At 70.4% G+C, this 13,980-nt stretch carries 8 protein-coding genes and 2 pseudogenes; 9 read left to right on the forward strand and 1 reads right to left on the reverse strand.

Translation table 11 applies throughout. The annotated features are described in order from the left end of the window. Nucleotides 1–503: 503 nt before the first annotated feature. The gene (locus tag ACK8N7_RS34285) at nucleotides 504–1,037 is read right to left on the reverse strand and encodes an EF-hand domain-containing protein (protein WP_031126842.1); all 534 of its coding nucleotides are present in this window, start codon (nucleotides 1,035–1,037) and stop codon (nucleotides 504–506) included. 335 nt (nucleotides 1,038–1,372) lie between these two features. Between ACK8N7_RS34285 and ACK8N7_RS34290 the strand changes: the two are divergent. The 9 genes and pseudogenes from ACK8N7_RS34290 to ACK8N7_RS34330 all read left to right on the forward strand — a co-directional run. Continuing rightward, nucleotides 1,373–1,681: pseudogene (locus ACK8N7_RS34290) on the forward strand (AraC family ligand binding domain-containing protein); the annotation flags it as partial. Between the two features lie 2 nt (nucleotides 1,682–1,683). After that, a pseudogene (locus tag ACK8N7_RS34295) lies at nucleotides 1,684–2,599 on the forward strand (iron-siderophore ABC transporter substrate-binding protein); the annotation flags it as partial. Nucleotides 2,600–3,069: 470 nt separating this feature from the next. Further along, the gene (locus ACK8N7_RS34300; protein ID WP_500445910.1) at nucleotides 3,070–3,915 is read left to right on the forward strand and encodes an ABC transporter ATP-binding protein; all 846 of its coding nucleotides are present in this window, start codon (nucleotides 3,070–3,072) and stop codon (nucleotides 3,913–3,915) included. A gap of 124 nt (nucleotides 3,916–4,039) precedes the next feature. Continuing rightward, nucleotides 4,040–5,275 carry a cytochrome P450 gene (locus tag ACK8N7_RS34305; RefSeq protein ID WP_403214146.1) on the forward strand — a complete coding sequence of 412 codons (1,236 nt, stop codon included), beginning with the start codon at nucleotides 4,040–4,042 and terminating at the stop codon, nucleotides 5,273–5,275. A gap of 19 nt (nucleotides 5,276–5,294) precedes the next feature. Beyond that, nucleotides 5,295–6,428: a type III polyketide synthase gene (locus ACK8N7_RS34310; RefSeq protein WP_403214394.1), complete on the forward strand. Its 1,134-nt coding sequence runs from the start codon at nucleotides 5,295–5,297 to the stop codon at nucleotides 6,426–6,428. Between the two features lie 104 nt (nucleotides 6,429–6,532). Continuing rightward, entirely contained in the window at nucleotides 6,533–7,723 is a 1,191-nt protein-coding gene (locus ACK8N7_RS34315) for a S8 family peptidase (protein WP_500444959.1), read from the forward strand. Nucleotides 7,724–7,953: 230 nt separating this feature from the next. Next, nucleotides 7,954–12,243: a discoidin domain-containing protein gene (locus ACK8N7_RS34320; protein WP_500444961.1), complete on the forward strand. Its 4,290-nt coding sequence runs from the start codon at nucleotides 7,954–7,956 to the stop codon at nucleotides 12,241–12,243. Between the two features lie 121 nt (nucleotides 12,244–12,364). Then, on the forward strand, nucleotides 12,365–13,372 hold the full coding sequence (locus ACK8N7_RS34325) for a LacI family DNA-binding transcriptional regulator (RefSeq protein ID WP_015606887.1): 1,008 nt from the start codon (nucleotides 12,365–12,367) through the stop codon (nucleotides 13,370–13,372). A 169-nt stretch (nucleotides 13,373–13,541) separates the two neighbouring features. After that, on the forward strand, nucleotides 13,542–13,859 hold the full coding sequence (locus ACK8N7_RS34330) for a cupin domain-containing protein (RefSeq protein WP_403214152.1): 318 nt from the start codon (nucleotides 13,542–13,544) through the stop codon (nucleotides 13,857–13,859). Nucleotides 13,860–13,980 lie beyond the last annotated feature (121 nt).

Here is a 13,980-nt window from a genome sequence, read left to right on the forward strand (position 1 = left end):
ACGCACGGACCGGGCTGGAGCGCTCCCACGACGCCCAGAGCAGGCACCGGACGATGCGGCAGGAAGTCGTCGCGTCGGGCGGAGCATCTGCTCAGCAACTGCTAGGGCACACAGGCACATGCCAGGACCGCCACCGCACTGCGTATCGCCATCGCGAACGAGGCCACACAGCGGCAAGACCTCGCCCGCCAGGCACCTGAGGCACGCAAAGCCGGCGCGGCCCTTGCTGCGGACCGGGCGGCCACCGCCGGCAAACGCCCTTCCATCACCGCCGGCGAACGGCCCCTTCGCTCATAACGTGATCTCCTACCCAAGGCAGACTGGGGGGCGCCACCGTGCGCGACTGCGCCGAGCAGGCGGTCCGGGAGTACCTCGGCCCATGGCTGGACCGGCCCCCGGAACAGGCCGCCGGCATCATCGGTGGCCTCGCTCGGCGGTAGGAGCCTCTCGCCCGACGGGCAGGGGCGCCCGCCACCCAGGCTGTCGTCTCCCGGGGCGCCCGGTCAGACGGGGGTGCCTACCACCAGGTGGTCGCCGGGGATGCCGGCCTTGCCGGGCGCGTAGTAGTCCTTGATCCCGGCGACCCACGTCTCCACCCGGATCCGGTCACCGTCGGTCGGCTCGAAGGCGTCGAAGAGCGCGTCGATGTTCGCGGGCTCGAACCCGATGGCCGTCATCAGCGCCATGAACAGGGGGCGCTCGATCAGCCCGTCGCCGTCCGGGTCGCCGAGCGCGGCGAGCGCCTCGGCGAACACGCCGATGGTCTCGTCGAACCGTTCCGGCGACAGCACACAGGCGGTGAACTCCTCGAAGCTGATCTCACCGTCCCCGTTGGCGTCGAGCTCGGTGAGCAGGGTCGTCCAGTACCGCCGGAACGCCGCACGCATCGCGTCCTTCGCCGCCTGGTCCGACGCATGCGCCTCATGGACGACGCGGTCGGCCATGAGGTCGAAGTCGTCCGACTCCAGGACCCCGTTGGCGTTGGCATCGAACAGGGAGAAGACGAGCGCGACCCGCCGGGTGGCCTCAGTGGTCATGAATCCGTCACCTTTCACCGTGCGGTCCCGCCGACCGGAACCCCGGTCGGCCCACCCACTGTCCGGCCGGAGGGCGCCGGGCACGGCGAAAGCTGCGGCCCTTCACCTGAAGGACGTAACCACCCCCGCCTAAACGTCGAGTTGAGGCAGTCGGCGGAGCCCGGTGCCCGCGCACGCCCTGGTGCGGGCCGTGGACGGCCGCGTCGTACCGGGGGAGCGGGGGAACCGGCCGCCGGGACGGCCTTCTAGGCTGGGCGTATGCGAGTGACATCCGCCGCGACCGGCCACCGTACGACCGCGGTCGGCGCCCCATGACCAGGGAGGCCGGACCGTCCATGACCAGGGAGACCCGGTCGCTGCCCGCGCACGCGCCCGGATCGGTCGACACCCCCTTCGTCATCCAGCCCTACGACGAGGTCGTCGCCCACGACACCCTCTGGGACGCGCACTCCCACCCCTTCCACGAACTGCTCCGGAACGAGCGGGGCGCCTCCTCCGCGATGGTCGGCGAACGCATCTGGACGATCACCCCCGCCCTGGGCCTGTGGATGCCCGCCGGGACCCTGCACTCCGGATCGGCGACGGCGGGGACCTGGTTCCGGGCGAGCTTCTTCGGCTTCCGTACGACGTCGTCGATCTCCGACTCCCGCTGACGGTCGAACACGCCCTGGGCAAGACCACCATCCCCGTCAAGCCGAAGCGCGTCGCCACGGTCAACTGGGCCAACCACGAAGTGCCGCTGGCGCTCGGTGTCGTGCCCGTCGGCATGGCCGCCGCCAACTTCGGCGACGACGACGGCGACGGGGTGCTGCCCTGGGTCGAGGAGCGGCTGACAGAGCTCAAGGCCAGGACGCCGGTGCTGTTCGACGAGACCGACGGGATCGACTTCGAGGCCGTCGCCGACACGAAGCCGGACGTGATCCTGGCCGCGTACTCCGGGCTGACCAAGAAGGACTACGACACCCTCAGCGAGATCGCCCCCGGTCGTCGCCTACCCGGACGCCGCCTGGGCGACCCCGTGGCGCGAGATCATCCGCACCAACAGCGAGGCGATCGGCCTCGCCGACGAGGGCGAGAAGCTGATCACGAAGCTCGACGGGGACATAGCGAAGACCGCCGCCAAGTACCCGCAGCTCAAGGGCAAGTCGGCGATGTTCATGACGCACGTCGACCCCAACGGCGTCAGCGAGATCGGCTTCTACACCGCGCACGACACCCGGGCGCAGTTCTTCGAGGACCTGGGCATGAAGATCCCGGGCAGCATCGCGAAGGCGTCCGAGGGGACGCAGAAGTTCGCCCTCACCAAGAGCGCCGAGCAGATCGACGCGTTCGACGACGTCGACATCATCACCGGGTACGGCGACGACACGGGTGAGCTGCTCAAGACGATCAGCAAGGACCCGCTGCTCTCCAAGATCCCTGCTGTCGAGCGCGGCTCCACCTACCTCCTGCCCGGCAGCTCGCCGCTGGCCACCGCTGCCAACCCGACGCCCCTGTCGATCAGTTACGTGCTGGACGGCTACGCCGCCGCCCTCGCCAAGGCCGCGGACAAGGTCAAGTGACGGCACTCGCAGACCGGCGCCCGCCGGACGCCACCATGGCCCGGCGTCCGGCGGGCGTCCGCACGCTCCGGCTCCTCGCCGCCGTCCTGGCCCTGGCCGCCGTCATGGTGGCGTCCGTCGCCTTCGGCCCGCGCGACGTCCCCTGGGCCGACGTCCAGGCGGCGCTGGGCGGCGCCGACGAGACCCTGGGGCAGGCGGCGGCCACGAAGCGGATCCCCCGTACGGTCCTCGCGGTCGTCATCGGCGCCGCGCTCTCCGCCCTGTTCGTCTACACCGTCGGAACCCTCGGGCGGGGCGGGGCGACCCCGCTCAAGCTGGCGCTCGCCGGGGCCGCCACCTCGGCGGCGTTCGCCTCGCTCGTCAGCGCGGTCATCCTGCCCCGTAACCACATCGCCGGAAGCTTCAAGCCTCCTCGGCGCCCCTTACCTCATCTACCTGATCATCCGCACCAACCGGGCGGGAGGCTCGCTATGACCATGGACCACCAACTGACCGCCGAACGCCTCACCCTCGGCTACGGCGACCGCACCGTCGTCTCCTCGCTCGACCTGGTCGTGCCGCCCGGCGCGATCACGGTCGTCGTCGGCGCCAACGCCTGCGGCAGGTCGACGCTGCTGCGCTCGATGTCCCGCCTGCTCGCACCCCGCGAGGGCCGCGTCGTCCTGGACGGCAAGGAGGTCCACCGCCTCCCCGCCAAGGAACTGGCCCGTACGCTCGGCCTGCTGCCGCAGTCCCCGGTGGCGCCCGAGGGCATCACCGTCTCCGACCTCGTGGGCCGGGGCCGACACCCCCACCAGTCCATGTTCTCCCGCTGGAACGAGAAGGACGACGCCGCCGTCGCCTCCGCCCTGGAGGCGACGGCCACCGAACCGCTCGCCGACCGCGCGGTGGACGAGCTCTCCGGCGGCCAGCGCCAGCGCGTCTGGATCGCCATGGCCCTGGCCCAGCAGACGGACCTGCTCCTGCTCGACGAGCCCACCACGTTCCTCGACGCCAGTCACCAGATCGAGCTCCTCGACCTGCTCACCGACCTCAACCGCTCGCGCGGCACCACCATCGTGATGGTGCTCCACGACCTCAACCTCGCCGCCCGGAACGCGGACCACCTCATCGCCCTCGCCGACGGCACGCTGCACGCCTTCGGCCCCCCGGCCGAGGTGCTGACCGAGGAGACGGTACGCGCGGTGTTCGGCCTGGAGAGCCGCGTCATCGAGGACCCCGTGTCCGGCAGGCCCCTCATGCTCCCGATCGGCCGCCACCACGTCCTGGACGGGGTGGACACCACACCGGCAGGGGGGAGCGTGCGCCCCCTCTGATCGGCTGACTGCGGAGCGTGAGTGACATGTTTCGCAGCGTGATGGGGGATGCAGGGGAGGTCTGTTCCCGGGCCCGGAGCCGGCACGCCCTGAAACCCCCGAACCGGTCATTGGGAGAACCTCGGTGGAGAACACCTCGGTGCAGAACGCCTCGGTACACGACAAGGAAACCGTACGGAGCTGTCCCTTCGACTTCGCACAGCAACTGGAGTTCGACCCCCAGCTCAAGGAACTGCTGACCGAGGAGCCCGTCTCCCGCATCCGTATGGCGTACGGAGAGGGCGAGGCATGGCTCGTCACCCGTTACGAGGACGTCCGGACGGTCACCACCGACCGGCGCTTCAGCCGCAGCGCCGTACTCGGGCGGGACTTTCCCCGGATGACCCCGGAGCCGATCGTCCAGGCCGAGTCCATCAACCTCATGGACCCGCCCGCCAGCAGCCGGCTCCGCAGCCTGGTGGCCAAGAGCTTCACCCCGCGCCGCGTCGACCAGATGCGGGAGGGGACCCAGCGCATCGTCGACCAGCTGTTCGACGACATGGAGGAGGAGGGGGCCCCGGCCGACTTCGTGGCCCGCCTCTCCTCACCGCTGCCGCTGATCACGATCTGTGAGGCGCTCGACATCCCCGAGGCCGACCGCCCGTGGCTCCGCGCCCACGCCCTGACGATGATGAACGTCGGGGCCGCCGGCAAGGAGGACGCGGTACGGGCCAAGGCCGAACTGCGCGGCTACTTCACCGAGCTGACCGCCGACCGCCGCCGCTCCCCGGGCGACGACCTCATCAGCACCCTGGCCGCCGCCCGGGACGGCGCCGAACTGCTCGACGACAAAGAACTGGCCGTCATGGCGATGGTCCTGCTCATCACCGGCCAGGACACCACGACCTACCAGCTCGGCAACATCGCCCACACCCTGCTCACCCGGCCCGAGCTGCTCAAGACGGTGCAGGCCGAACCGGAGCGGCTGCCCCGCACGATCGAGGAGCTGCTGCGGTACATCCCGTTCCGCAAGGGCGTCGGCATCCCCCGCATCGCCACCGAGGACGTGGAACTCGGCGGGGTCGCCATCAAGGCGGGCGACGTGGTCCATGTGTCGTACCTGACGGCCAACCGGGACGCCGCCAAGTTCGACCGCCCCGACGAGCTGGACCCCGACCGGCCGTCCATCCCGCACATGACGTTCGGCTGGGGCGCACACCACTGCCTGGGTGCGCCGCTCGCCACCATGGAACTCGAAGTGGCCTTCTCCACGCTGCTGGCCCGCTTCCCGGCCCTGCGTCTCGACGCGGAGCCCGAGGACATCCGGTGGAACACGACGTCCATCTGGCGTTACCCGCTCGCCCTGCCCGTCACGTGGTGACGAGAGCCTCCGCTCCCAGATACGAGGAGAACCCATGGCGACCCTGTGCCGACCTGCCATCGCTGTGCCCGAACACGTCATCACGATGCAGCAGACCCTGGACCTGGCCCGGGAGACCCACGCCGGCCACCCCCAGCGCGACCTCGTCCTGAGACTCATCCAGAACACCGGTGTCCAGACCCGGCACCTGGTGCAGCCGATCGAGGAGACCCTCAAGCACCCCGGCTTCGAGGTCCGCAACCGGGTGTACGAGGCCGAGGCCAAGACCCGGGTCCCCGAAGTGGTGCGGCAGGCCCTCGCCAACGCCGAGACCGACCCGGCCGACATCGACCTGATCGTCTACGTCTCCTGCACGGGCTTCATGATGCCCTCGCTCACCGCTTGGATCATCAACACCATGGGGTTCAGACCCGAGACCAGACAGCTGCCGATCGCCCAGCTCGGCTGCGCCGCGGGAGGCGCCGCGATCAACCGGGCGCACGACTTCTGCCTCGCCTACCCGGACTCCAACGTCCTCATCGTCTCCTGCGAGTTCTGCTCGCTCTGCTACCAGCCCACCGACATCGGCGTCGGATCCCTGCTCTCCAACGGTCTGTTCGGGGACGCCATCTCCGCCGCCGTCGTCCGGGGCCAGGGCGGCACCGGCATGCGCCTGGAGCGCAACGGCTCCCACCTCGTACCCGACACCGAGGACTGGATCTCCTACGCCGTCCGCGACACCGGGTTCCACTTCCTGCTCGACAAGCGGGTGCCCGGCACCATGGAGATGCTCGCGCCGGTCCTGAAGGACCTGGTCGACCTGCACGGCTGGTCGGTGCCCGACATGGACTTCTTCATCGTCCACGCGGGCGGCCCGCGCATCCTCGACGACCTCTGCCACTTCCTCGACCTGCCGCCGGAGATGTTCCGCTACAGCCGGGCCACCCTCACCGAACGCGGCAACATCGCCAGCTCCGTCGTCTTCGACGCCCTCGCGCGCCTCTTCGACGACGGGGGCGCGGCCGAATCCGCACAGGGCCTGATCGCCGGATTCGGGCCCGGCATCACCGCCGAGGTGGCGGTCGGCAGCTGGGCGAACCACGACCCCGGGGCCGACCCCGACCGGGAACTGGCCGACCTGGAGCTCCGGACGGGCGTTGCGCTGTCCGGCTGAACCCGTGTTAAGGCGTCGTACGGGCAGGGGACGAAGGACCGGGTATTCGCGCTTCGCGGCTGCGCACCCGCACCGCGAACGAACCCCCACCCGAGGAGACACGTATGCGCCTGCGCGCCCGCTGGGCCCCGGCCACCCTGCTGCTGATCGCCCCGCTGATCGGCACCACCACCCCGGCCACCGCCGACACCGGACCGGAAGGGGTCCCGGTGGAGCGGTCCGCACGGGCCGTCCCCGGGCAGTACATCGTCACCCTGGAGCCCGAACTCTCCCCGGACACCGTCCTGAAGGAGTTCGGGCTCCGCCCCTTGTTCACGTACGGGAATGTCCTGCACGGGTTCGCCGTCACGCTCACCGCCACCGAACTGGAGGCGGTCCGGATGGTCCCCGGGGTGCTCGCCGTCGAGGAGAACGCCGAGGTGGCCGTGGACGCGCCCAGGGCGGGAGTCCTCTTCCGGGCCCCCGCGGCAACCTGGGGCACCGACCGGATCGACCAGCGCGCCCTGCCGCTGGACGACACCTACACCACCACCGCCACCGGTGACGGGGTGAAGGTGTACGTCGTCGACACCGGGATCGACGCCGCCCACAGCGAGTTCGGCAGCCGGGTCGTCAAGGGCTACGACTCGGTCGGGGACGGCCGCGACGGGCAGGACTGCAACGGCCACGGCACCCATGTCGCCGGCACCGTCGGGGGCTCCGCCTCCGGTGTGGCGAAGGACGCGTCCCTGGTCGGCGTGCGGGTCCTGAACTGCCAGGGGCGCGGCACCTGGGCCGGCGTCATCGCCGGGTTCGACTGGGTGGCCAAGGACGCGGCGGCCGGCTCCACCCCCGCCGTCCTGAACGCCTCGCTCGGCGGGGCCCGTTCCCGTGCGGTCGACGCGGCCGTCGAAGCCGTCGCCGACGCGGGCGTCCTGCCGGTGGTCGCGGCGGGCAACGACGACAGCGACGCGTGCGACGTCTCCCCGGCGGCCGCCGACGGTGTGGTCACCGTGGGAGCCAGCGACCGCCAGGACCGGGAGACCTCGTTCAGCAACTGGGGCTCCTGCGTCTCGCTCTACGCCCCGGGCGCCGACATCGTCTCCGCGAAGCTCGACGGCGGGACCGTCGCCCTGAACGGAACCTCCATGGCCAGTCCCCACGTCGCCGGAGTCGCCGCCCTGTACAAGCAGGAGAACCCCTCGGCCACGCCCGCCGCCGTCGCGAGCCGGCTTACCGACACCGCCACCCCGGACGTGCTCTCCGCTCTGGGCCAGGGCTCGCCCGATCTGCTGCTCCACACCGGCGGCCTCTGACGCACCGCCAGGTGGGGCCGGTGAGCGGCGACCGCTGTATGCGATCCGCTCACCGGCCCGCACCATCCGGCTGTTGCCGGAACAGTGGACGGTCTCTCATTTCTCTGCAACTCTCTGACCGCACAACGCAAAACGAAGCCGTAGTGCGTGCAGAATCGCGTGTTTCCTGACTACGGATCCAGAGCCGCGCCCTCGACGCGTCCTGCGCCGAGGCCGAAGATCGGGGAGCTATGAGAGCCCAACGCTGGAGATGGCGGGCGATATCCGCCTTGGTCGCGACCAGTCTTCTGATGATCGGCGTGCCGTCGCTCACCGCCTCGGCGGCCGACGGCCCCAACCTCGCCGCGGGCCGGGCCGCGGCCGCCAGTAGTGCGCATGCCGAGTACCCCGCCGCCAACACCACCGACGGCAACGCGTCGACCTACTGGGAGAGCGCCGGGGGCGGCCTGCCCCAGTGGGTGCAGACCGACCTCGGCACAGCCGCCCGGGTCGACGAGGTGACCCTGAAGCTCCCGGCGTCCTGGGAGAGCCGCACGCAGACGCTGTCCCTCCAGGGCAGCGCGGACGGCACCAGCTTCGCGACCCTGAAGAGTTCGGCGGCGTACTCCTTCACCCCGGGAGCCGCCAACGCGGTGAAGGTGACCTTCCCGGCCACACTGACCCGCTTCGTCCGGGTGAACATCACCGCCAACACCGGCTGGCAGGCCGCCCAGCTCTCCGAGCTGGAGGTCCGGGCGGCAGCCGCCTCCTCCGGCAACCTCGCCGCCGGGAAGACCCTCAAGGCCAGTAGCAGCAACGGCGCCTTCGTCGCGTCCAACGCCAACGACGGCAACCGGGCCAGCCACTGGGCGAGCCGGGAGAACGAACTCCCGCAGTGGATCGAGGCCGACCTCGGATCGTCGGTCGGCGTGGACCGGGTCGTCCTGCGGCTGCCCGACGGCTGGGCCGCGCGCAGCCAGACACTGAAGCTCCAAGGCGGCACCAACGGCACGGAGTTCACCGACCTCACCGCCTCCAGGGACTACCGCTTCGACGCGGCGGTCGGGCAGTCGGCGACGATCTCCTTCGACGCCACGACCACCCGGTACGTCCGCGTCCTGGTCACCGCCAACTCCGGCAGCCCATCGGCCCAGTTGGCCGAGCTGGAGGTCTACGGTCCCGCGACCGGCGACACCCAGGCCCCGAGCGCACCGGCCGACCTGGCGTTCACCGAGCCCGCCACCGGCCAGATCCGGCTGACCTGGAAGGCGTCCACGGACAACACGGGCGTCACCGGCTACGACGTCTACGCCGACAACACCCTGCTGGCCTCCGTCGCGGGCGGCGTCACCACGTACACCGACACCCGCCCGGCCGGGCAGACCGTCGTGTACCACGTGCGCGCCAAGGACGCGGTGGGCAACGTCTCCGCCAACAGCAACACGGTCACCCGAGCCGGTGACACGGGCGACACCCAGGCGCCCACCGCGCCCGGCGCCCTGGCCTTCACCGAGCCGTCCACCGGCCAGATCCGGCTGACCTGGCAGGCATCCACGGACAACACGGGCGTCACCGGCTACGACGTCTACGCCAACAACGTGCTGCGCGGAACCGTCGCGGGCAACGTCCTGACGTACACCGACACCCAGTCGGCCAGCACCACGGTCAGCTACTTCGTCCGGGCCAAGGACGCGGCGGGCAACGCCTCCGGCAACAGCAACACCGTGACCCGCAACGGTTCCACGGGGACCGCCTCCAACCTCGCGGTCAACAAGCCGATCACGGCCTCCTCGGTGGTGCACACCTTCGTCGCGGCCAACGCCAACGACAACAGCACCACCACCTACTGGGAGGGCGCGGGCGGCAGTTACCCCAACACGCTCACCGTCCAGCTCGGCTCCAACGCCGAGACCCAGAGCGTCGTCGTCAAGCTCAACCCGGACAGCAGCTGGGGGCCGCGCACCCAGCGGATCGAGGTCCTGGGCCGGGAGCAGAGCTCCTCGTCCTTCAACTCCCTGGCCGCCGCCAAGGATTACGCCTTCAGCCCGGCGAGCGGCAACACGGTGACCATCCCGGTCGCCGCCCGCGTCGCCGACGTCCAGCTGAAGTTCACCGCCAACAGCGGCTCGGGAGCCGGCCAGGTCGCGGAGTTCCAGGTGCTGGGCGCCCCGGCGGCCAACCCCGACCTCCAGGTCACCGGCATCACCGCGGCGCCCGCCGCCCCGGTGGAGTCCGACACCATCACCCTGACCGCCACCGTCCGCAACGCCGGCGCGCTCGCCGCCCCGGCGAGCAAGGTCGAGTTCCGGCTCGGCGGCTCCAAGGTCGCCACCGGGAACGCCGGCGCCCTGGCCGTCGGTGCCTCAACCCAGGTCAGCGCGGCCATCGGCGTCCGGGACGCGGGCAGTTACACCCTGAGCGCGGTCGCCGACCCGGAGAACGAGGTCATCGAGCAGAACGAGACCAACAACACCTACACCGGCTCCTCCCCGCTGGTCGTGCAGCCGGTCGCCAGCTCCGACCTGGTCGCGACGGCGATCACCACCTCGCCCTCGGCCCCTGCCGCGGGCGACACGGTCACCCTCTCCGTCGCCATCAAGAACCAGGGCACCGTCGCCTCCGCGGGCGGCAGCCACGGCATCACCGTGACCCTGCTCAACTCGCAGGGCGCCACGGTGAAGACCTTCACCGGCGCGCACAACGGGGCCATCGCGGCGGGCGCCACCACCGCGCCGGTCTCCCTCGGCACCTGGACCGCCGCCAACGGCTCGTACACCCTGCGCACGGTCCTCGCGGCCGACGCCAACGAGCTGCCGGTCAAGCGCGAGAACAACACCTCCACCGAGTCCCTCTTCGTCGGACGCGGCGCCAACATGCCGTACGACACCTACGAGGCGGAGGACGGCACCACTGGCGGCGGCGCCCAGGTCGTCGGCCCGAACCGCACCGTCGGCGACATCGCGGGCGAGGCCTCGGGACGCAAGGCCGTCACCCTCAACAACAACGGCAACTACGTGGAGTTCACCACCAAGAAGGCCACCAACACCCTGGTCACCCGGTTCTCCATCCCGGACTCCGCGGGCGGCGGCGGGATCAACTCCACGCTGAACGTCTACGTCGACGGCACCTTCCTCAAGGCGATCGACCTCACCTCCAAGTACGCCTGGCTTTACGGGAACGAGGCCGCACCCGGCAACTCCCCGGGCTCCGGAGCGCCCCGCCACATCTATGACGAGGCCAACGTCATGCTGGGGAGGAACGTCCCGGCCGGGGCCAAGATCCGGCTGCAGAAGGACGCCGCCAACTCCTCCACGTACGCGATCGACTTCGTCAGCCTGGAGCAGGTCGCCCCGGTCGCCAACCCGAACCCGGCGACGTACACGGTGCCGGCGGGGTTCACCCACCAGGACGTCCAGAACGCCCTGGACAAGGTCCGCATGGACACCACCGGCACGCTGGTCGGCGTCTACCTCCCGGCGGGGGAGTACACCACCGCCAGCAAGTTCCAGGTGTACGGCAAGGCCGTCAAGGTGGTCGGCGCCGGGCCCTGGTACACCCGGTTCAACGCCCCCACCACGCAGGACAACACCGACATCGGCTTCCGGGCCGAGGCCAGTGCCAAGGGGTCGTCGTTCGCGAACTTCGCCTACTTCGGCAACTACACCTCCCGCATCGACGGGCCGGGCAAGGTGTTCGACTTCTCCAACGTGTCGGACATCGTGATCGACAACATCTGGAACGAGCACATGGTCTGCCTCTACTGGGGCGCCAACACCGACAACATCACCATCAAGAACTCCCGGATCCGCAACATGTTCGCCGACGGCATCAACATGACCAACGGATCCACCGACAACCTCGTGACCAACAACGAGGCCCGCGCCACCGGTGACGACAGCTTCGCGCTCTTCTCGGCGATCGACGCCGGGGGAGCGGACATGAAGAACAACATCTACGAGAACCTGACCTCGATCCTCACCTGGCGCGCGGCGGGCGTGGCCGTCTACGGCGGCTACGACAACACCTTCCGCAACATCCACATCGCCGACACCCTGGTCTACTCCGGGATCACGGTCAGCTCGCTGGACTTCGGCTACCCGATGAACGGCTTCGGGACCCAGCCGACGAAGATCGAGAACGTCTCGATCGTCCGGTCGGGCGGGCACTTCTGGGGATCGCAGACCTTCCCCGGAATCTGGCTCTTCTCGGCCTCCAAGGTGTTCCAGGGCATCCGGATCTCGGATGTCGACATCGTCGATCCGACGTACAGCGGCATCATGTTCCAGACGAACTACGTCGGCGGGCAGCCGCAGTTCCCGATCAAGGACACCGTGCTCACCGACATCTCGATCTCGGGTGCGCGCAAGAGCGGTGACGCCTTCGACGCCAAGTCCGGCTTCGGGCTCTGGGCCAACGAGATGCCGGAGGCGGGGCAGGGGCCCGCGGTCGGTGAGGTCACCTTCAACGGTCTGAGGCTCAGCAACAACGCCCAGGACATCAAGAACACCAGCCCCAACTTCAAGATCAACATCAACCCGTAGCGAGGGGATGGCGGATCGTGGGTGAGGGGCGCTTCCCGTTGGCCGGGAGGCGCCCCTTTCCGCGTACATTCCTTGCATCGGGAAGTCGGAGACTTGCATTGCTTACGTTAGCCTTGCGGTCATGACGCGACGACTTGCTCAGGTTGCCAAGAAGGTTGGGGTCAGCGAGGCCACGGTGAGCCGGGTGCTCAACGGCAAGCCCGGGGTGTCCCGCACCACCCGGCAGTCCGTGCTGACCGCCCTGGACGTCCTCGGCTACGAGCGGCCCACCCAACTGCGGGGTGAGCGGGCCCGGCTGGTCGGCCTCGTCCTGCCCGAGCTGCAGAACCCGATCTTCCCGGCCTTCGCCGAGGTGATCGGCGGCGCACTCGCCCAGCAGGGGCTCACCCCGGTGCTCTGCACCCAGACCAAGGGCGGCGTCTCGGAGGCGGACTACGTGGACCTCCTGCTCCAGCAGCAGGTCTCCGGGGTGGTCTTCGCCGGCGGGCTCTTCGCACAGGCCGACGAGGCCCACGAGCACTACCACCGGCTCGCCGAGCGGCGCATCCCTGTGGTGCTGATCAACGCGCCGATAGAAGGGCTCGACTTCCCCTGCGTCTCCTGCGACGACGCGGTGGCCATCGAGCGCGCCTGGCGCCACCTGGCCTCACTCGGCCACGAGCGCATCGGCGTGGTGATCGGCCCCTCCGACCACGTCCCCTCCCGCCGCAAGCTGGCGGCGGCCCGGTCGGTCGCCGAGGCCACCGGGGGGCAGTTGGCGGAGGAGAACATCGAGCGCTCGATGTTCTCCCTGGAGGGCGGCCAGGCGGCCGCCTCCCGCCTGTTGGAGCGGGGCGTCACCGGCATCATCTGCGCCAGTGACCCGCTCGCGCTCGGCGCCGTCCGGGCGGCCCGCAGGCGCGGCCTCGGGGTGCCGTCGGACGTCTCGGTCGTGGGCTTCGACGACTCGGCCTTCATGAGCTGCACCGAGCCCCCGCTCACCACGATCCGGCAGCCGATCGAGGCCATGGGCCGGGCCGCCGTCGAGCTGCTCTGCGCGGGCATCCAGGGCGGAGCGGTGCCGCCGGGGGAGCTGCTGTTCGAGCCGGAGCTGGTGGTACGCGGCTCGACCGCTAAGGCTCCCCGCTGACCTGTCACACTCAGATCGACGACTTGTGCGTCCAGCTGTCGACCAATTGCGAAACATCGGGGAAATCCTGCGGTTATCTGGTGGCCCCGCTCCAAGCCCTGCGATCCGCCCTGCCGCCCCGTGTCCGGCAGGATCGCGGGGCGGCAGGCGCTGCGGCAGAGTGGGCACCATGGATGACCTCAACGCACTCGCCGAGGAGCACCTGGCCGCCGCCAAGACCTCCGCGCACGGCCGGAGCGCGCACCTCCTGATCCAGGAACCGCCCCTGCGCCAGACGGTGATCGCACTCACCTCCGGCTCGGCGCTCGACGAGCACAACGCGCCGCCCGCCGCCTCCCTCCTGGTGCTCCGCGGCACGGTCCGCCTCACCGCCGACTCCGGCGACGCGGACCTTCCGGCCGGAACGCTCCACCCGATCCCGCAGGAGCGGCACGGGCTGCTGGCACTCCAGGACGCGGTGGTCCTGCTCACGGCCGTCAACGACTGACCACCGGGCCGCACACCCGAGACGCGCGGGCCGCACACCCGGGAGGCGCCGGGCCGCACACCCAGGACGGGCCGGGCCTATAGCCGGGCCGCACATCCGTGCCGCTCCGAGGGCCGCGAGA

It is taken from the genome of Streptomyces griseobrunneus (genome assembly GCF_046713465.1).
Lineage (GTDB): Bacteria > Actinomycetota > Actinomycetes > Streptomycetales > Streptomycetaceae > Streptomyces > Streptomyces microflavus.